Origin of the sequence: Bacillus sp. DB-2, assembly GCF_003315125.1 — a bacterium.
In the GTDB taxonomy this organism is placed as follows: domain Bacteria; phylum Bacillota; class Bacilli; order Bacillales; family Bacillaceae_G; genus Bacillus_A; species Bacillus_A mycoides.
Window position 1 is genome coordinate 112,738 of sequence record NZ_QNRN01000007.1, and the last position, 19,542, is coordinate 132,279.

Below are 19,542 nucleotides of genomic sequence, written 5' to 3' on the forward strand. Positions count from 1 at the left end.
AAATGGAGATAGTTTTTGAAGATTTCCAAGAGGCTTTATCGAAAATAAAATCGCTACGAGAAAGCGCTAATATAATAGAAGAAACTGTTCAAAGAAGTGTAAGTGAAATTGTTCAAAACGTAAGGGAGAGTAAAGATGAGGCTTTATCGTTCTATACAAAAAAGTTTGATGGTGTAGAGACAAAAGATTTTCGTGTAAGTGAGGAAGAAATAAAACAAGCAAGTAAGTTTGTAGAACAAGCTTTTTTAGAAGCGTTAAAAGAGGCGAAGAAAAATATTATCTCGTATCACGAAAAGCAAAAAAGACAATCTATGTTTGATTGCGTGAGTGAAGGGGTAATTAGAGGGCAGCTTATTCGTCCGTTAGAAAATGTAGGTGTATATGTGCCGGGCGGGACTGCTTCGTATCCTTCATCAGTATTAATGAATGTATTGCCAGCAAAACTCGCAGGAGTGAAAAAAATTGTAATGGTAACACCGCCGAAGCAAGGAGGAATTGATCCGCATATTTTAGCTGCTGCAAGTCTTGCAGGTGTAGATGAAATATATATGGCCGGTGGTGCTCAAGTAATTGCTGCTCTAGCATATGGAACGGAATCGATTCCTAAAGTAGATAAAATAGTTGGACCAGGGAATTTATATGTCGCGCTAGCGAAGCGAGAAGTATATGGGATAGTCAATATCGATATGATTGCTGGACCATCAGAAATTGTAGTTATCGCAGATGAAACAGGAAATGCCGAATATATTGCTGCTGATTTATTATCACAGGCAGAACATGACGAGAGGGCAACAGCTATTTGTATTACAACAAATATAAAGCTTGCTAAAGAAGTAGAAAGAGAAATAGAAAGGCAGCTAGAGACGTTGCCTAGAAGTGAAATCGCTCGTGAATCCATAAAAAGAAATGGAGCAATTTTTATTGTCCCTTCTTTAGAAGAGGCGTTTCATTTATCAAATGAAATCGCTCCAGAACATTTAGAGTTACACATAAAAGAGCCAATGAATGCTCTAGCTTATGTAAAGCATGCTGGATCAATTTTTCTTGGTCCATATGCACCTGAACCGCTCGGAGATTATTTGGCGGGGCCGAATCACGTATTACCGACAAGTGGAACGGCAAGATTTTTTTCTCCGTTATCCGTCGATGATTTCGTAAAAAAATCAAGCTTCGTTTCGTATACGGAAGAAGCGTTAAGAAGTGTACAGCATCATATTGTAGAACTTGCAAATAAAGAAGGTTTACATGCACACGCAAGAGCAATCCAAATTAGGTTTAAGGAGGAAGAATAATGCGCGAGTCTAGTCAAGTACGTGAGACGACGGAAACAAAAATTAAATTAAGTTTGCAACTTGATGAAAGTACGAATGTTTCTGTGCAAACAGGAGTTGGATTTTTTGATCATATGCTAACTTTATTTGCTAGACACGGAAGATTTGGTTTGCAAATTGAAGCTGAAGGTGATGTATTCGTTGATGCTCATCATACGGTTGAAGATGTTGGAATTGTACTCGGAACTTGCTTGAAAGAATCATTGCAAAATAAAGAGGGGATTAACCGTTACGGCTCAGCGTATGTACCGATGGATGAATCTTTAGGATTTGTAGCGATTGATATAAGCGGGCGCTCATATATTGTATTTCAAGGTGAATTAACAAATCCAAAGCTAGGGGATTTTGACACAGAATTAACGGAAGAATTTTTTAGAGCAGTTGCTCATGCTGCAAATATTACGTTACATGCTCGCATTTTATACGGAAGCAATACACATCACAAAATTGAAGCTTTATTTAAAGCGTTCGGTCGAGCGCTTAGAGAGGCAGTCGATAAAAATGCCAATATTAATGGTGTAAATTCAACGAAAGGGATGTTGTAATTGATTGCAATTATAGATTATGGAATGGGAAATATTCGTAGTGTGGAACAAGCATTAAAATATATTGGAACAGAGTACATCATAACGGATGATAAAAAAGAAATATTGAGAAGTGATGGAGTTATTTTACCAGGAGTAGGCACATTTCCGAAAGCGATGGGCGTTTTAGAAGAAAAAGATTTAGTATGTGTGCTAAAAGAAGTTGGGAGTTTAGGAAAACCGCTTCTGGGTATTTGCTTAGGAATGCAGCTTTTATTTGAAAAAAGTGAGGAATTACAAAATTGTAACGGATTAAATTTATTGCCAGGTGTTATTCGAAAGTTAAAAGTTCCTTATAAAATTCCACATATGGGGTGGAATGAATTAAAAAAAGAAGGAGAAATATCGCTTTGGAATGGAGTAGAGGACGGTTCTTTCGTATATTATGTCCACTCTTATTATGCAGATTGTCCGAATGAAATTGTGTATGGGGCAAGTGAATATGGAGTGAAAGTACCTGGTTTTGTAGCAAAAGGAAATATATTTGGCGCACAGTTTCATCCTGAAAAAAGTGGGGAAATTGGGATGCGAATGTTAAAAAATTTCAAAGGGGTGGTAGAAGCATGGAAATCTTCCCAGCTATCGATATAAAAGAAGGACGATGCGTCAGGCTTTATCAAGGAGAGTTTAGTAAAGAAACGGTGATGAATGAAGATCCAGTCGCACAAGCAATCATATTTGAAAAACTTGGAGCGAAAATACTACACGTTGTTGATTTAGATGGAGCGATTGTTGGGGAGTCAGTAAATTTACCTGTCATTGAAAAAATATGCAAGGCGGTACGTATTCCGGTGCAAATTGGAGGAGGAGTTCGATCACTCGCGGCAGTGGAGAAGTTGTTGTCAGTAGGTGTAGAAAAAGTGATATTAGGAACGGCTGCCCTTTACGATAAATCATTTTTAGAAGAAGCGGTTCGTCTATATAAGGAGCAAATCATAGTTGGAATTGATGCGAAAAATGGTTTCGTAGCAACGAGGGGCTGGTTAGATGTGTCTGAAATTTCGTACATCGATTTAGCGAAGCAAATGGAAAGTATAGGTGTTCAAACGATTGTGTTTACGGACATTTCAAAAGATGGGACACTTGCAGGACCAAATTTTGAGCAATTAGAGTTACTGCAAAAAAGCGTGGGTATTCGTGTGATTGCATCTGGAGGTGTCGCATCTATTCAACATGTGAAAAGATTAAATGATATGAACATATATGGCGTCATTATTGGGAAGGCACTTTACGAGAAAACGATTGATTTAGAAAAAGTGTTACAGGTAACAAAACTATGTTAGCAAAACGAATTATTCCATGTCTAGATGTGAAAGAAGGGCGGGTAGTAAAGGGTGTGAATTTTATAGGGTTACAAGACGTCGGTGATCCTGTTGAAATAGCCGCATTATATAATGATGCGGGAGCAGATGAAATCGTATTTTTAGACATTACTGCGACGCATGAAGGGCGAAAAACGATTATAGATGTTGTAGAAAAAACTGCTTCAAAAGTATTCATACCTCTCACAGTTGGCGGGGGGATTTCAAGTGTTAAAGATATGTACAATTTACTAAGAGCTGGAGCAGATAAAGTTTCAATAAACTCAGCGGCAGTGAGAAATCCGAAGTTAATCCAGGAAGGTGCGGAGCATTTTGGCTCACAATGTATTGTCGTAGCAATCGATGCTAGAAAAGTAGCAGAAGATAAATGGAATGTATACGTAAATGGCGGAAGACTTAATACGGGAATGGATGCAATCGAATGGGCGAAGCACGTTGCCCAGCTCGGGGCAGGAGAAATTTTGTTGACGAGTATGGATGCAGATGGAACGAAAAACGGATATGATCTTCGTTTAACAGGAGCAATTTCAAACAGCGTTTCTGTTCCAGTAATCGCATCAGGGGGATGTGGTCATGTGAATCACATTATAGAAGTATTTCAAAAGACAACAGTTGATGCAGCATTAGCAGCATCAATCTTTCATTATGGTGAAGCGACTGTACAAGATGTAAAGAGAAAATTAAGAGAAGCAAACGTTGAGGTGCGGTTATGAAACCTAATTTTGCAAAAGGATTGATACCAGCTGTTGTTATCGAGGAAGATACGAAAGAAGTTTTAATGTTAGCTTATATGAATGAAGAAGCGTATGACAAGACGCTGGAAACGAAAAGAACATGGTTTTATTCCCGTTCGAGACAATCGTTATGGAATAAAGGAGGTACATCGGGAAATGTCCAATATGTGCAATCACTTTATTTAGACTGTGATCAAGATGCAATCGTTGTTGTCGTAAAGCAAGTAGGGCCTGCTTGCCATACGGGAGAAAAAACGTGTTTTCACTACAAAATTATATAGGGGGATACATATGGAAGATATCCTTAAGTTATTATTTGAAACAATTGAAGAACGAAAGAAAAATCCACTCTCTGAATCATATACGAATTATTTATTTTCAAAAGGTGAAGATAAAATTTTAAAGAAAATTGGTGAGGAGTGCACCGAAGTAATTATTGCGTCTAAAAATAATGATAAAGAAGAAATAGTAAAAGAAATGGTTGATGTGTTCTATCACTGTTTTGTTCTATTAGCCGAAAAAAATATTCCATTAGAAGATGTCATGCAAGAAATGAAAGAAAGAAATGGAAAGCTTTCGCGAGTAGGGGACAGAAGAGAAATAGATACATTATAAGGGGGAATATGGATGAAAGTGGACTATCACATTCATTTAGAAGAAGGGCCATATTCAATAGGGTGGCTAGCTAAAATAAATGATGCGCTACAATATTTTGAACCGCTTAAAGAAGAAAAACATTCCATGGAATGGCTTATGAAAACACAAGAACGCCTGCAAAGACGTGTGAAGGAAGGTCCATTTACAGCGAAATGGATTGATTTATATTTAGAAGAAGCTGTGCGAAAAGGTATAAAAGAAGTTGGTATTGTCGATCATTTATATCGTTTTCATGAAGCGAAAGGATATTATGAAAAGTATGTAGATATTAGTGATTCTAAGCTTGGTCGCCTGCAAAAAGAATGGTTAGATCAAGTAAGAGTAACGTCTATTTATGATTTTACAAAGGCGATTGAAGAGGCAAAAGAGCGATGGAGTAAACGAGGGATAACGCTCAAACTTGGAATTGAAGCGGATTATTTTATCGGGGGTGAACAAGAGTTAAAAGGTTTACTAGCATTAGGAAACTTTGATTATGTAATCGGTTCGGTCCATTTTATAGATGGATGGGGATTTGATAATCCAGATACGAAAGAGTATTTTGGTACGCATGAGTTACATACTTTATATCACACGTTTTTCGCTACAGTTGAAAGTGCTGTTCGTTCCGAGCTTTTTGATATTATAGCTCACCTCGATAACATAAAAGTATTTAATTATCGATTGGATGAGAATGAACAGCTTTCTTATTATAAGGAAATTGCTCGTGCGTTAGTGGAAACAAATACAGCAACAGAAATAAATGCGGGATTGTACTATCGATATCCTGTGCGCGAAATGTGCCCAAGTCCGCTTTATTTACAAGTATTAGCTAAGCATGGAGTTCCGATTACTCTATCCTCAGATGCCCATTATCCGAATGATTTAGGAAAGTATGTGGAAGAGAATATAAAGACATTACGCAATCATGATATTTCTCACATAGCTACATTTACGAAACGAGTAAGAACGATGAGATTGCTTGAAGAAGAAGGAATAATTTCAAAATGAAACAAGATTTTTTGATGAAAATCACCCTTTTTGTTCAAAATAAGAAAGAATGAAAAGGAGGATAAAAAATGGCGAAACAACAAAATAAACAAAACGTACAAGCGGCAGATCAAGCCTATACTTCTGAAACAAATAATACTGCTAACTCAGTTATTGAGGAACAAATTAGCGATACAGTTGCAGAAGGAACAATCGATGCGAAGCTTGGGAAAGAATCGCAAGAAAAAGCGTAAAAAGAGGGGAGAGTTGCATCTCCTCTTTTTTTATGGAAAAGTGTCGATTTTCAAAACTATAATCAAATTCCTTGGTTTTTATATGTAGATTTCTTACAATGAAATATAAGAGATATCATATTTTGTATAGAAGAGGTGTTAGTAGTGGCGAAAATATTAGTAGCAGGAAAAATTCCAGAAATCGGATTAGAATTATTGAAAAATCATGATGTAGAAATGTACAATAAAGAAGAATTAATTAGTGTAGAAGAGTTAACAGAACGTGTAAAAGATAAAGATGCACTTTTAAGCTTACTTTCTACGAAGGTATCGAAAGAGGTTATTGACGCAGCACCAAACTTGAAAATTATCGCAAATTATGGTGCTGGTTACGATAATATTGATTACACATATGCAGGAGAAAAAGGAATTGCGGTAACGAATACACCGAAAGTATCAACTGAAGCGACAGCAGAATTAACATTTGCACTTCTTTTAGCAGCGGCACGTAGAATTCCTGAAGGTGATACGTTATGTCGTACAACTGGATTTAACGGATGGGCACCGTTATTCTTCTTGGGCCGCGAAGTACACGGTAAGACAATCGGAATTATTGGCCTTGGAGAAATCGGGAAGGCAGTTGCAAAGCGTGCGAGAGCATTTGGAATGAATGTTATATATACAGGACCAAATCGAAAGCCTGAAGCTGAAAGTGAACTGGAAGCGACATACGTAACGTTGGAAGGATTATTACAAACAGCGGACTTTATTACAATTAACTGTGCTTATAATCCGAAATTACATCATATGATTGATGAAGAACAGTTTAAAATGATGAAGAAAACAGCATATATTATAAATGCTTCACGTGGACCAATTATGAATGAATCAGCACTTGCTCATGCACTAAAAACGAATGAAATCGAAGGTGCAGCTCTTGACGTATTTGAATTTGAACCGAAAATTACAGAAGAGCTAAAAGGATTAAAGAATGTAGTACTTGCTCCTCACGTAGGAAATGCAACATTCGAAACACGTGATGCAATGGCTGAAATGGCAGTAAGAAATATTTTAGCTGTATTAAATGGTGAAGAACCTGTAACACCTGTAAATCAAAAAGTATTAGTTACAAAATAAAAAAGAAACCTTCCGAAATACGGAAGGTTTTTTTATTTTTCTTTATTCGCTTTTTTAGAAGGTCTTTGTCTAATAAATTGAGATAACATATACAAAATGTATAGTGGAATGGCAATGAATAAGAAAACAGAAATGTTGCCAAAACTTGTTTGGTACATTGTGATAATAATTCCAACTAAAAATAGTGTAATAATTATGCTATATCGTGGAATTGGTACATCTTTTAAACTTGGGATACGAACACGGCTCACCATTAAAAATGCGAACGTTACAAATACGGTAATGAGAACGATTTTTGGAATGGTATGTGAAAATAATGTTAAGAAAGCAACAAGCCCTCCTGCTGCAGTAATCGGAACTCCAGTGAAATATTTCATAGAAGTAGAAGATGGTGTTACATTAAATCGTGCTAAGCGATATGCTCCGAACAGAGGGAATAATCCCGCTATGTATAGTCCAATGATTCCGTAGTTGGAAAAAGATGTGTAATACATTAAAACAGCAGGTGCTGCGCCAAATGTTACAACATCCGCGAGTGAATCAAGCTCTTTTCCCATTTGTGAATCAACGCGTAATAAACGAGCGACACGACCATCAAGACTATCTAACATCATCCCGATCAGTACTAAAATAGCAGCTGATTTATAATATCCTAAAGATGCATAGCCGATTGACAAAAATCCGCTATATAAATTCCCGAGCGTAAATAAGTTTGGAATAGCTGCTCTATACAAAATCTGATCCCTTGCTTTCTGTTATAAATTCTTAATTAGTGTATGAAAGTTTACTTATTTTATCATACCATAAATTTCTTTCTCAAACGAAAAAAATTCCCAATTTGTGAAAGATTTGAAGTGTAAGTAAAAAAGAAGCAACTTTTCACAAAGTTGCTTCTAACATTATTCAAATTTCGTTGTCATCGTTCCATTTTTATATCGATTGTTAGGATCGAACCGTAATAAATCTCCATAAATCAGTTTGTCAGAGAGTTTTAAATCTGTTTTTGCTTTTTCAATATACGGCTGACATAGCGCTACATCTGCCTCTTCACCGGAGCTTTTTTTGTAGCACATATTTTTTGTGTACACATAATCCTCTGTTACAAAACTACCATCGCGCATTATCATAAGAGGATCTTTTTCTTTTATAAATAAGTCAGTTCCAAATTCAACTGATTGATTCGTTTTAATACCAAGTAAATGAAGTAACGTTGGTTTAATATCAATTTGACCAGATACTTTAGAGATGACCTTTCCCTCTTGGCCAGGCACATGAATAATGAGAGGGACGCGTTGTAATTGCATAGAATCAAACGGTGTAATAGCGTCTTTCCCAAGGAACTGAGCCATAGCTGCATTATGGTTTTCAGAAATGCCGTAATGATCACCATAAATGACAATAACGGAATTATCATATAGTCCTTCGTCTTTCAATTGTTTAATAAATAATTTAAGAGCTTCATCCGTGTAACGAACGGTTGGGAAGTAGCGATTTAAAACACCACTTTCGGAATTAAATTCATCAACATATTGATCTTCTGGATTTAGAAGAAATGGAAAATGATTTGTTAAAGTAATAAATTTCGTATAGAACGGTTGTGGTAAAGATTTTAACTTTGGAATAGATTGCTCAAAGAACTCTTTATCTTTTAATCCCCAACCGACAGACATTTGTTCAGTGCCTGCGTAATCATTTAAATTAAAGTAACGATCATATCCAAGCGCTGGATACATTACGTCACGATTCCAAAACGTTTTATCGTTTGAATGGAAGACAGCAGAAGAATATCCGTATTTCTTTAATTGTTCTGGTGTGGCAGTGTATTCATTTGTTGCATGAGTAAAGAATACAGAACCACGGTCTAACGGATAAAGGGAATTTTCAACGATAAATTCAGCATCAGAAGTTTTACCTTGTCCCGTTTGATGATAGAAGTTATCGAAGTAAAAACTATCTTTTATAAACTCATTTAAAAATGGAGTAATCTCTTTTCCATTTATTTTTTTATTAATAACAAAACTTTGTGTAGATTCCATTGAAATTAAAATTACATTTTTACCTTTTGCAGCTCCAAATAAGTTTTTATCAACTTGCTTATCTTTTGAGTCTGTATAGTTTTTAATTTCAGAGAATCCATCGCCACTTGCAAATACACGCTCAGCTGAAGACTTAGATTGAAGTGTAATATCAAATAGATGATATGTGTATAACCCTAAATTTTTCACGACAGTTTGACGATCAAATGAGCGTGAGAACATTTGTGGTTTATATATAACTGAAACAACAATTTGTAGTGCTAATAATACTGTTACACCGCTAAAGAAAGTTCGCTTCTCAGAGCGAGAAAGGGGTGTTTTATCACCAAATGATGGGAATTTACGCGAAATAAACATTAAAATAATTGCGTCTGCAAATAAAAGTAATGTTTTATACGTAAAGAGTTCTTTTATACTCGTCCCTAAGTCAGCCATATTATTTGTTTGGAATAAAACAGGGAAAGTAACAAAATCGTTATAGAACCCGTAAAACATTGCATTTCCAAATAAAATAAATGACAGTATAAAACTAATTACAATAATAATTCGGTTTCGGTACTTAGATGCAAGTAAAGCGAAACCAAAAAATAAAAGTAACGAAGCTAGTGGATTAATAAAAAGCATAAACTCTTCAAAGAAGTTATCAATTCTAATATCAAATGCTAGCTTGTACACAATATATGTTTTTATCCATAATAAAACGACTGCAACTAGTGCAAATCGCAGTTTTGGAAACAGATTTTGTAGCATAATATACTCCTCTCCTAAAAGCATGACGGTTCTTGTGAGCCGGTTTGATTAGCGCCTCATTTTATATATACGAACAGTCCTTTGTTATTATGTTTATTATACTATGAGTATCATTATACGAAAATAAAAGAGAGTTGTGGGCTTTTTTATAATAATTGAGTAGAAAAAGGGCAGTGGGAGACAATAAAACGGAGTTTCTATGTATGATAATTATCGTGCGCAAAAAGAATCGAGTAATAAAACGGAGGTTATAATGCGAAAATTATTATATTTTATAGTATGCAGTAGTGTTATACTTTTTGCTTCACCGAGTGTGTCGGTAGCACAATATGATGCACCCCTTATGGAAGATGCCCTTTATTCTGTTTTATTTCCAAAAATAAATAAGGCAATTGAAAAACAATATGGGAGCTTGAAGCCTTATCAATGTCCTAAAATTATTAGTTTAAAAAAAGTGTATAGTGGTACATATTTATTTCAAGCGAGTATTGAAGTAACGAAGTATGAACAGGTTGGTGGGCAAATTGTTCCACCATTTGAGAAGGTAACGATTACATTTAATAACGAAGAGGGCGAATGGGAAGTGACAAAGGTTTCAGTAAAGCGCTTACCAAATGATACAAAATTAAACTGTAAAAAAACAATATAAAAAATTGTTTGACAAATAAAATGGTCCTTTGGTATTGTTAATAGCAACAATTAGATGTTTGAAAATTAAATAGACTTACCTCATCTACTCTCAAAGGTAGAGGCCGCGATAGGAAAGAGTAAGCTATGGGAGATTTAGTGGAATCTGTGATCATAGGTTGAAAGGGACTATTGCCGAAATATAAGAATAACCATCTTATTCATATATTGGGACTGCATTGAATAAATGTAGTACTGTCATAAGATTTATTTTATGAAGAGCTATTTGGAGATGTTGATGCGGTTTCTTATTTTGAGAAGATAACAACTCGTTTATTTTTTCAATATATATTTTTCCTAATAAGAAACGCGTGTGAACATTGTTCCGCGCGTTTTTTGTCTATCTAAAAGCGTGCTGCAATGAATAGAAGATTGGGGTTATGAGTTTTAGAGGAAATAAGGGAGGAATTTAAATGTATTTACACGGCACAAGCCGAATCAATGGGCAAGGACACTTAGAAATTGGTGGGTGCGATACGACGCAGCTAGCAAAACAATACGGAACACCACTTTATGTATACGATGAAGAGTCTATTCGAGGAAAGTGCCGCGCGTTTCATCGTGCTTTTAAAGAAAGTGGTTTCTCTTATCAAGTAGCATATGCAAGCAAGGCGTTCTTGTGCATGGAGATGTGCCGAGTAGCTCGTGAAGAGAATATGTCTTTAGATGTTGTTTCTGGAGGAGAATTATATACTGCGCTCCAAGCTGGTTTTCCGGCATCGCGTATTCATTTTCACGGAAATAATAAAACAGAAGAAGAAATGATTATGGCTCTTCAGGCGAATATCGGTTGTTTTGTAGTAGATAATTTCTTAGAATTAGAAATCTTGCACGATTTAGCAATGCAACATGGGAAATTTGTGAACATATTAATCCGTGTAACGCCTGGAGTAGAGGCACATACACACGAATATATAACAACAGGTCAAGAGGATTCGAAATTTGGATTTGGTGTTTCAAATGGTCAAGCGATGCAAGCAATTGAGCTTGCCTTGCAAAAATCAAATTATAATGTGCTAGGAATTCACTCGCACATCGGATCACAAATATTTGAAACGGCTGGATTTGTTCGAGCAATTGAAGTACTCCGCCAATTTTTAGAAGAAGTGAGAGAGCGAACACATTATGTGATGAAAGTATTAAATGTGGGCGGAGGTTTCGGTATACGTTATACGGATTCAGATACACCGTTAACACTTGAAACGTATGTGCACGCTGTAACAAGTAGGATAAGAGAACAATTTACATTATGTGAATATCCGCTTCCAGAAGTATGGATTGAACCAGGTCGTAGTATCGTAGGTGATGCGGGAACAACACTTTATACAGTCGGAGCGGTGAAAGAGATTCCTGGCATTCGGAAATATGTTTCAGTCGATGGTGGAATGACAGATAATTTAAGACCAGCTCTATACGGAGCCCGTTATGAGGCGATGTTGGCGAATCGAGGGAATGATGAGAATGAGGAACTCGTTTCGATTGCTGGGAAATGCTGTGAAAGTGGAGATATGCTGATTTGGGATATTAACTTACCGCAAGTTGCTTCTTCTGATTTACTAGCAATTTCTTGTACGGGGGCATATGGGTACTCGATGGCGAATAATTATAATCGTATTCGTAGACCAGCTGTCGTCTTTGCGAAAGGCGGGACGTCACAAATTGTCGTAGAACGTGAAACATATGAAAATATCATTGGGAACGATCGCATACGTATTAAAGAGCTGGTGTGAATGAGAAAGAAGGAGTTGTCTAGTAAAGGCAACTCCTTTTAAAAAAAGAAAAATAATTAAATATATCGGAAAACTAGGATTGAAAAAAATCAGAATTGTGATAAAATACAAATACAAAGCTTATCAAGAGAAGCTGAGGGAACTGGCCCTACGAAGCTCGGCAACCTGCTTATAGAAAGCAAGGTGCTAAATCCAGCAAAATGGAATCCATTTTGAAAGATAAGGTAAAATATATTACCGAACAGTCTTTTCGAAATGGGAAAGATTTTTTTTATGAATAAAAAGGGGGGGCTGTTTGCGTGAGCGTACGGGAGCATTTTGATGAAGTATCTGAGAAAATTCAAGCGATGCTTGCTGATATGAAATATGGTTCCATTACAATTGTTGTGCAAGATGGAAAAGTGATTCAATTAGAAAAAAGTGAAAAGGTTCGTTTAAAGTAAAAAGCGCTGACTAGAAAAACTAGAGGCGGTTTTAATCTATTTTTAATAGGTTAAAGCCGTCTTTTTGCTTTTACAGGGGGAAAAAACATGTTGACGTACGAAACGTGGAAAGAAAATAGTGTTTCATTTTCTGAAGAAGATGAAACGAAAGGCGCGCTATCAGTATTAAGTTGGGCTTATAAAGAATATAAAGATGAAATTGTATATGCATGTAGCTTTGGGGTGGAGGGAATGGTTTTATTGCATCTTATAAACCAAGTAAATCCATCTGCTAAAGTTGTATTTTTGGATACAAATGTTCATTTTCAAGAAACGTACGAATTAATTAAGAAGGTACGCGAGAGATTTCCTTCATTAAATATTATAGAAAAACAGCCAGAACTTACACTCGATGAACAAGCGAAGCTTCATGGAGAGAAGTTATGGGAAAGTAATCCGAATCTTTGCTGTAGTATTAGAAAAATTTTACCGTTAGAAAAATCATTAGCAGCGGAAAAAGCGTGGATATCAGGCTTAAGAAGGGAACAATCAGAAACGCGTAAGCATACACAGTTTATAAATCAAGATCGTCGTTTTCAATCTATTAAAGTTTGTCCGCTCATTCATTGGACTTGGAAAGAAGTTTGGCGATATGTATATAAACATAGTTTGCCGTATAACCCATTGCATGATGTTGGCTATCCGAGTATTGGGTGTGAGAAATGTACATTACCTGTAGGTGATGGTGGCAACTCAAGAGATGGAAGATGGGCTGGGAAAATGAAGACGGAATGTGGCCTTCACTTTCAATGAGATAGATTTTGAAATAAAGCTAAGAAGGGATATAAGAAGATGAGTACAACAAATGAATTAGTAAACCGCATTGATGAAACATATGAAATATCGAACATTGTAAAGGAAATCGAGATAGACAAAATTGCACTTAGTGATTTAGAACTTTTGGCGACAGGAGGATATAGCCCTCTTACAGGATTTTTAGGGGAGAGAGATTATGATTCAGTAGTAGAAACGCTTCGTTTAGCAAATGGTAGCGTATGGAGTATACCGATTACACTACCGGTAACAGAAGAAGTAGCGGAGAAACTGCAGGTTGGAGAGGAAGTAAAACTTGTCAACGCCGGAAATGTATATGGTGTTATTCAAATAGAAGATATTTTTGTACCAGATAAAGAAAAAGAAGCGTTACTTGTATATAAAACGACGGATGAAGCACATCCAGGGGTGAAAAAATTATATGAACGACCAAATGTTTACGTTGGAGGAGCTATTATTCTTACAAAACGCTTTGGAAATAATCCGTTTCCTTCTTATCATTTAGATCCAATTGAAACGAGAGAAGAATTTAAAAAACGCGCTTGGAAAACAGTAGTTGGATTTCAAACGAGAAACCCAGTACATCGTGCCCATGAGTATATTCAAAAATCTGCCCTTGAAATTGTAGATGGTCTCTTTTTAAATCCGCTCGTTGGGGAAACGAAGTCAGATGATATTCCTGCTGATGTAAGGATGGAAAGCTATGAAGTATTACTTCAAAACTATTATCCGAAAGATCGTGTCTTTTTAGGTGTATTTCCTGCAGCAATGCGTTACGCAGGACCAAGGGAAGCGATATTTCATGCACTAGTAAGAAAGAACTTTGGTTGTACCCACTTTATTGTAGGGCGTGATCATGCTGGGGTAGGAGACTATTACGGAACATATGAAGCGCAGGAAATCTTTACGAATTTTACAGTAGAAGAGTTAGGGATTACGCCGTTATTTTTTGAACATAGTTTTTACTGCACGAAATGTGAAGCAATGGCTTCAACGAAAACATGTCCGCATGGAAAAGAAGACCGTGTCATCTTATCGGGTACGAAAGTACGAGAAATGTTAAGGAATGGTGAGATTCCGCCAAGTACATTTAGTCGTAAAGAAGTAGTGGAAGTGCTAATTAAAGGTTTGAAAAAAGAAGTAGTAACAGAATAGGGAGAGAATGAGATGGATACGAATATTACTTGGCATACAGCTTCTGTTTCAAAAGATGAGAGAAGAGTGAAGAATGGGCATCACAGTTTTGTAGTTTGGTTTACTGGTTTATCAGCTTCGGGTAAATCTACAGTAGCGAATGCGGTTGCTCGCAAACTGTTTGAAAAGAATATCGGAAATTATGTGCTAGATGGGGATAATATTCGCCAAGGTTTAAATAAAGATTTAGGTTTTTCTGAAAGTGATCGCATGGAAAATATAAGACGTATTGGTGAAGTGGCGAAGTTATTTGTAGATCAAGGAACTGTTGTCCTTACAGCGTTTATTTCACCATTTCGAGTAGACCGAAAACAAGTTAGGGAACTATTAGCTGCAGATGAGTTTATAGAAGTGTTTGTAAAATGTCCAATTGAAGAGTGTGAGAAACGTGATCCGAAAGGACTTTATAAAAAGGCGAGAAAAGGTGATATTAAAGAGTTTACAGGTATCGATTCACCGTATGAGGAACCAAAACAAGCAGAATTAATTGTAGAAACGCACAAGTATTCTATTGAAGAATGTGCAGAGCAAATTGTGAAGTACTTACAAGAGCGTAGTTTCATATAGGGGGATAAAAGATGAGTTATGAAAAAGTGTGGGCTAATAATGAAAAATTAAATCAAACAGAGAAAAAGAAATTAGAGAAAGACGGATTAGAAATCTTTAATGATATTCCTTACTATGCGGAGAATGGATTTGAATCTATTCCGAAAGAAGAGTGGGACGCTTTTAAATGGGCGGGATTGTATTTGCAAAGACCGAAAGAAGCGGGCTATTTTATGATGCGTGTCAACATTCCTTCTGGAATTATTACAAATGCGCAGGCAGAGGTGCTGGCTTCCATTGCTGAAGATTATGGGCGTGATGTGTTAGATATTACGACAAGACAGGCGATTCAGTTTCATTGGTTAGAAATTGGGCAAATTCCGGATATTTTTAAGAGGTTAGCTAGAGTTGGTTTATCTTCAGCAGGGGCATGCGGTGATATTACGCGTAATATTACAGGAAATCCACTTGCTGGAATTGATGCGAATGAACTATTTGATACAACATCGATTGTTAAAGAAATATACGATTACTTCCAACATAATGAAGAGTTTTCTAATCTACCACGTAAATTCAAAATGTCTATTAGTTCTAACATTTATAATTCAGCAAATGCAGAGATTAACTGTGTGGCGTTTACACCTGCTACGAAAGAAATAAATGGTGAGGAAAAGGTTGGGTTTCATATAAAAATAGGCGGAGGATTATCAGCTCGTCCATACTTAGCGGAAGAATTAGATGTATTCGTTTTACCAGAAGAAGTGAAGGCAGTGTCGATTGCAATTGCTACTATATTCCGTGATTTTGGATATCGTGAAAAACGCCACTTAGCACGTTTGAAATTTCTTGTCGCTGACTGGGGCGCTGAGAAATTTAAAGAGAAACTAGTAGAATACACAGGCCCATTGCAAAGTAAAGGGGAAAGTGCTCTCAAAGGATGGAATGCAGGATACTTTTATGGCGTTCAAGATCAAAAACAAGCAGGATTAAAGTATGTCGGCTTTAATGTACCAGTAGGGCGTTTACACGCAGAGGAAATGTTTGAGATTGCAAGAATTGCAAAGAAATATGGAAACGGGCAAATTCGAACTTGTAACTCACAAAACTTCATTATTCCGAATGTTCCGCCAGAAAATGTTGCAGGATTATTAAGTGAACCGTTGTTTGAAGCAATTTCAGCAAATCCGAAATCGTTTATCGGTCATGCGGTTTCATGTACTGGCATTGAGTATTGTAATCTTGCGCTAGTAGAAACGAAAGAAAGATTACGCAAAATCGCAGAGTACTTAGATACACAAATTGCACTCGATGTTCCAGTTCGAATTCATATGGTAGGATGCCCGAACTCATGTGGTCAACGTCAAATTGCTGATATTGGTTTGCAAGGGATAAAACTGAAAACGAAGGAAAAGGGAATCGTTGAGGCGTTTGAAATATATGTGGGCGGAACACTATTAGACGGAGGAGCATATAACGAAAAGTTAAAAGGGAAAATAGATGGAGAAGATTTGCCGGATGTTCTCGTGTCCTTTTTAAGTTATTTCCAAAAGAATAAATTACTAGCCGAAACGTTTTATGATTTCGTAGGACGTGTTGGAGTGGAAGAATTACAAATTGTACTAAATCGTGTATTAGAAGAAGTAATAGCATCTTAGGAGGGGCAATATGGACTTATATCGATTTGAAGCTGTATTAGTAAATAGTATTGTTCCAATTGTTGTCGTTGCTCAGAGTGAAGAACAGGCATTTAAGCTTGCGGAAATTGAGCTTGAAAAACATTTTTTACCGTTACCAGAAGTGAAAGAGATTTCTTTGTTTGAAAAAAAGAAGATTCGAAAAGGGGCGGCATTTGTTATTCATGAGTAGAGAACATGTAATACGAAATAATAGTAACTTCCATTCGTGATTAGGAGTGGAAGTTTCATTTTATAGTAGAAATGAGGAGAGATTATGGGGAAGGTTTATATCGTCGGGGCGGGTCCTGGTGATCCGGATTTAATTACTGTTAAAGGGTTGAGATGCATCGAGAAGGCTGATGTTATATTGTACGACCGTCTCGTAAATAAAGAATTGCTTTCTCATGCAAAGCCTGAAGCGGATTTAATTTATTGCGGGAAACTCCCAAATTATCACACGATGAAGCAAGAGACAATTAACACATTTCTTATTAAATATGCGAAAAAAGGAAAAGTTGTAACGAGACTTAAGGGCGGAGATCCATTTGTATTTGGAAGAGGTGGAGAAGAAGCTGAAGCGTTAGCGAAGCAAAGTATCCCATTTGAAATTATTCCTGGTATTTCAGCTGGTATAGCTGCTCCTGCTTATGCTGGAATTCCAGTAACGCATCGCGATGCAAGTGCAAGTTTTGCTGTTGTGACAGGGCACCGGAAAGAAGGGGCTGAAGAGGAAGTGAAGTGGGAAAGTTTAGCGAAAGGTGTAGATACATTAGCGGTCTATATGGGGGTTAGTAATTTACCTTACATATGTGAACAACTAATAAAACATGGAAAAGATCAAAGTACACCTGCCGCTATCATTGAGTGGGGAACGACATCTATGCAACGTACTGTTACAGCGACGTTAGGAACAATTGTAGATGTTGCCAAAAAAGAACGAATTCAAAATCCAAGTATGATTGTTATTGGAGAAGTTGTCCGTTTTAGAGAAAAGATACATTGGTTTGAGAAACAAACGGAAAATGCATATCAAGTAAGCGGAGTATTGTAAAATGAAGGCTGTTATATATATATGTCATGGAAGCCGTTTGAAAGCAGCAAAAGAAGAAGCGGTTGCATTTATTACGTCATGTATGAACCGTGTAGAGGCAAATATTCAAGAAATTTGTTTTTTAGAGCTAGCGAATCCTTCTATTGAAGAAGGATTTCGTACATGTGTGAAGCGTGGTGCTACAGAGATTGTCGCTATTCCTGTTTTTTTATTAGCGGCAGGACATGTAAAGAAAGATATTCCGTTTGAATTACGAAAGTTAAACGAGGAATATCCGGATATCAAAATAGTGTATGGTAATCCATTTGGTGTATCAGAAGTGCTTGTAAAAGCGGTATATAACGGAAGTGGTATTAAAGACTATAAAGAAGAAGTAACACTTTTGCTCGTTGCAAGAGGGAGTAGTGATCCGGAAACTTTACAAGACATAAAGTGGATTTCTTCTTTATTTCAAAAAGAAGAGAACATTAAAGAGGTGGAAGTTTGTTATTTAGCAGCCGCGGAGCCGAAGTTTGATGAGAGGTTGAAAGAAATTGTAGAACAAAAAGAACGGAACATTGTTGTGTTACCTTACTTATTATTTACAGGCTTACTCATGAAACATGTTGAGAAAGAAGTGCGTCAATATGAGTCGGAAGAGATAAAAATAAGTCCCTATTTAGGAAAGAATGTAGCGTTTCGAGAGATGTTAATTCAGAAAACAGAGGAAATATTGAAGGGAGATCAATATGTATCCACTTACAGTGCGAGTTGATAAGAAACGTGTTGTTGTCATTGGTGGAGGGAAAGTAGCGGGGTTTAAAATTATTCCTTTACTAAAACAAGGTGCGGATATTGTTGTAGTAAGTACAGAATTAGATGCAAATTTAGTGAAACTTGTAGAAGAAAAGCAAATTCGTTGGTATCAAAGAGAGTATGAGAAAAGTGATATTAAAGATGCTTTTTTAGTAGTTGCAGCGACTAGTGATTCGGTACTAAATGAACAAATTGCTGAAGATGCCGCAGTGAATCAATTGGTAAATGTTATTACGAATCCGGAAAGTGGAAATGTTCATTTTCCGGCGGCAATTCATCGTGGATTGCTTAATGTAGCTGTTTCTACTGGAGGGGCAAGTCCGAAACTTGCAAAAAAAATTCGTGATGATATCGCAAATAAATATGATGAGAAGTATGAATCGTATCTTGATTTTTTATATGAAGTTAGACTAAAAGTGAAAGAATTACAAGTAGAGAAAAGGCAAAAAAATATATTGTTACAAGAAGTATTAAAGTCGATATATGTTCAAAGTGAACAAAAAAGAGAGCTTTTTTTACAAGAATTAGAGAGGGGAATTTATATAGGATAGTGAGTGAATTGTGCTTTACAAATATAAAAATATAATTTATAATCACAAGTAACTTCAAAAGATGAAATCGATGAGCAAGAAGAGTACGTATATTTGATGCGTTCAGAGAGCTGGGGTAAGGTGTGAGCCCGGTACGATAAAATATACAGAATGGGCTTGCGAGAGGTATGCTGAACATTGCAGTAGGCAACCCGGGTTCCGCCGTTAAAAGGATAGGGTATCGGAATTTTCCTGTACCTGAACAAGTGGGATTTATTGATCCAATTGAGGTGGTACCACGGTATTCTATTACATATATCGTCC

General features: G+C 36.5%; 23 protein-coding genes, 2 riboswitches and 1 other annotated feature (1 of these 26 only partly in view). Of the genes, 21 read left to right on the top strand and 2 right to left on the bottom strand.

Annotated features, from left to right (window positions below):
- The first annotated feature begins 2 nt into the window (after window positions 1-2).
- The 10 genes from hisD (at window position 3) to DET63_RS13745 (ending at window position 6,967) form a co-directional block, all read left to right on the top strand.
- Window positions 3-1,292, top strand: a complete 1,290-nt coding sequence (hisD, locus tag DET63_RS13700) for a histidinol dehydrogenase (protein WP_002126285.1) — start codon at window positions 3-5, stop codon at window positions 1,290-1,292.
- Window positions 1,292-1,876 carry an imidazoleglycerol-phosphate dehydratase HisB gene (hisB, locus tag DET63_RS13705; RefSeq protein ID WP_002030662.1) on the top strand — a complete coding sequence of 195 codons (585 nt, stop codon included), beginning with the start codon at window positions 1,292-1,294 and terminating at the stop codon, window positions 1,874-1,876. The genes hisD and hisB overlap by 1 nt, the downstream gene beginning before the upstream one ends.
- On the top strand, window positions 1,877-2,506 hold the full coding sequence (gene hisH / locus DET63_RS13710; RefSeq protein ID WP_002011707.1) for an imidazole glycerol phosphate synthase subunit HisH: 630 nt from the start codon (window positions 1,877-1,879) through the stop codon (window positions 2,504-2,506).
- On the top strand, window positions 2,479-3,198 hold the full coding sequence (gene hisA / locus DET63_RS13715) for a 1-(5-phosphoribosyl)-5-[(5-phosphoribosylamino)methylideneamino]imidazole-4-carboxamide isomerase (protein WP_113937008.1): 720 nt from the start codon (window positions 2,479-2,481) through the stop codon (window positions 3,196-3,198). The genes hisH and hisA overlap by 28 nt, the downstream gene beginning before the upstream one ends.
- Window positions 3,192-3,950 carry an imidazole glycerol phosphate synthase subunit HisF gene (gene hisF / locus DET63_RS13720; RefSeq protein WP_113937009.1) on the top strand — a complete coding sequence of 253 codons (759 nt, stop codon included), beginning with the start codon at window positions 3,192-3,194 and terminating at the stop codon, window positions 3,948-3,950. The genes hisA and hisF overlap by 7 nt, the downstream gene beginning before the upstream one ends.
- Complete coding sequence (gene hisI / locus DET63_RS13725) at window positions 3,947-4,252, top strand: phosphoribosyl-AMP cyclohydrolase (RefSeq protein WP_002086731.1); 306 nt, start codon at window positions 3,947-3,949, stop codon at window positions 4,250-4,252. The genes hisF and hisI overlap by 4 nt, the downstream gene beginning before the upstream one ends.
- A 10-nt stretch (window positions 4,253-4,262) precedes the next feature.
- Window positions 4,263-4,586, top strand: a complete 324-nt coding sequence (gene hisE, locus DET63_RS13730) for a phosphoribosyl-ATP diphosphatase (RefSeq protein WP_002086729.1) — start codon at window positions 4,263-4,265, stop codon at window positions 4,584-4,586.
- A gap of 12 nt (window positions 4,587-4,598) precedes the next feature.
- Window positions 4,599-5,618 (top strand): histidinol phosphate phosphatase domain-containing protein, encoded by a 1,020-nt coding sequence (locus tag DET63_RS13735; protein WP_113937010.1) that lies wholly within the window; start codon window positions 4,599-4,601, stop codon window positions 5,616-5,618.
- A gap of 68 nt (window positions 5,619-5,686) precedes the next feature.
- Complete coding sequence (locus DET63_RS13740) at window positions 5,687-5,851, top strand: YozQ family protein (protein WP_002030670.1); 165 nt, start codon at window positions 5,687-5,689, stop codon at window positions 5,849-5,851.
- A gap of 144 nt (window positions 5,852-5,995) precedes the next feature.
- Window positions 5,996-6,967, top strand: coding sequence for a 2-hydroxyacid dehydrogenase family protein (locus DET63_RS13745; RefSeq protein ID WP_235661794.1), 972 nt, complete (start codon window positions 5,996-5,998; stop codon window positions 6,965-6,967).
- Window positions 6,968-6,999: 32 nt separating this feature from the next.
- Here the strand turns inward: DET63_RS13745 and pssA are convergent, their stop codons facing one another.
- Both pssA and DET63_RS13755 read right to left on the bottom strand, forming a co-directional pair.
- Window positions 7,000-7,701 (bottom strand): CDP-diacylglycerol--serine O-phosphatidyltransferase, encoded by a 702-nt coding sequence (gene pssA, locus DET63_RS13750; protein ID WP_002011698.1) that lies wholly within the window; start codon window positions 7,699-7,701, stop codon window positions 7,000-7,002.
- Window positions 7,702-7,866: 165 nt separating this feature from the next.
- Window positions 7,867-9,753, bottom strand: coding sequence for an LTA synthase family protein (locus tag DET63_RS13755; protein ID WP_113937012.1), 1,887 nt, complete (start codon window positions 9,751-9,753; stop codon window positions 7,867-7,869).
- A gap of 253 nt (window positions 9,754-10,006) precedes the next feature.
- Between DET63_RS13755 and DET63_RS13760 the strand changes: the two genes are divergently transcribed.
- The 11 genes from DET63_RS13760 (at window position 10,007) to DET63_RS13810 (ending at window position 19,239) form a co-directional block, all read left to right on the top strand.
- Window positions 10,007-10,402, top strand: coding sequence for a DUF3888 domain-containing protein (locus tag DET63_RS13760; protein ID WP_181777917.1), 396 nt, complete (start codon window positions 10,007-10,009; stop codon window positions 10,400-10,402).
- An 89-nt stretch (window positions 10,403-10,491) separates the two neighbouring features.
- Window positions 10,492-10,673, top strand: a riboswitch (Lysine riboswitch).
- Between the two features lie 180 nt (window positions 10,674-10,853).
- Window positions 10,854-12,170, top strand: a complete 1,317-nt coding sequence (gene lysA, locus DET63_RS13765) for a diaminopimelate decarboxylase (RefSeq protein ID WP_113937014.1) — start codon at window positions 10,854-10,856, stop codon at window positions 12,168-12,170.
- Window positions 12,171-12,287: 117 nt separating this feature from the next.
- Window positions 12,288-12,396: riboswitch (SAM riboswitch) on the top strand.
- Window positions 12,397-12,469: 73 nt separating this feature from the next.
- A complete protein-coding gene (locus DET63_RS13770; RefSeq protein ID WP_000116159.1) occupies window positions 12,470-12,613 on the top strand; it encodes a YezD family protein in 144 nt (47 codons plus the stop codon).
- Between the two features lie 87 nt (window positions 12,614-12,700).
- Entirely contained in the window at window positions 12,701-13,405 is a 705-nt protein-coding gene (locus DET63_RS13775) for a phosphoadenylyl-sulfate reductase (protein WP_113937015.1), read from the top strand.
- A 39-nt stretch (window positions 13,406-13,444) separates the two neighbouring features.
- A complete protein-coding gene (gene sat, locus DET63_RS13780; protein ID WP_113937016.1) occupies window positions 13,445-14,581 on the top strand; it encodes a sulfate adenylyltransferase in 1,137 nt (378 codons plus the stop codon).
- 12 nt (window positions 14,582-14,593) lie between these two features.
- A complete protein-coding gene (gene cysC / locus DET63_RS13785) occupies window positions 14,594-15,187 on the top strand; it encodes an adenylyl-sulfate kinase (RefSeq protein WP_002011691.1) in 594 nt (197 codons plus the stop codon).
- Between the two features lie 11 nt (window positions 15,188-15,198).
- On the top strand, window positions 15,199-16,821 hold the full coding sequence (locus tag DET63_RS13790; RefSeq protein ID WP_002193231.1) for a nitrite/sulfite reductase: 1,623 nt from the start codon (window positions 15,199-15,201) through the stop codon (window positions 16,819-16,821).
- Between the two features lie 10 nt (window positions 16,822-16,831).
- Window positions 16,832-17,032, top strand: a complete 201-nt coding sequence (locus tag DET63_RS13795) for a DUF3906 family protein (protein ID WP_000366913.1) — start codon at window positions 16,832-16,834, stop codon at window positions 17,030-17,032.
- 84 nt (window positions 17,033-17,116) lie between these two features.
- Window positions 17,117-17,893 (top strand): uroporphyrinogen-III C-methyltransferase, encoded by a 777-nt coding sequence (gene cobA, locus DET63_RS13800; protein ID WP_002030683.1) that lies wholly within the window; start codon window positions 17,117-17,119, stop codon window positions 17,891-17,893.
- 1 nt (window position 17,894) lies between these two features.
- Window positions 17,895-18,647 (top strand): sirohydrochlorin chelatase, encoded by a 753-nt coding sequence (locus tag DET63_RS13805; protein WP_002030685.1) that lies wholly within the window; start codon window positions 17,895-17,897, stop codon window positions 18,645-18,647.
- Entirely contained in the window at window positions 18,622-19,239 is a 618-nt protein-coding gene (locus DET63_RS13810) for an NAD(P)-binding protein (RefSeq protein ID WP_002166092.1), read from the top strand. The genes DET63_RS13805 and DET63_RS13810 overlap by 26 nt, the downstream gene beginning before the upstream one ends.
- Before the next feature lie 61 nt (window positions 19,240-19,300).
- Window positions 19,301-19,542: a binding site (T-box leader), on the top strand (it continues 5 nt past the right edge of the window).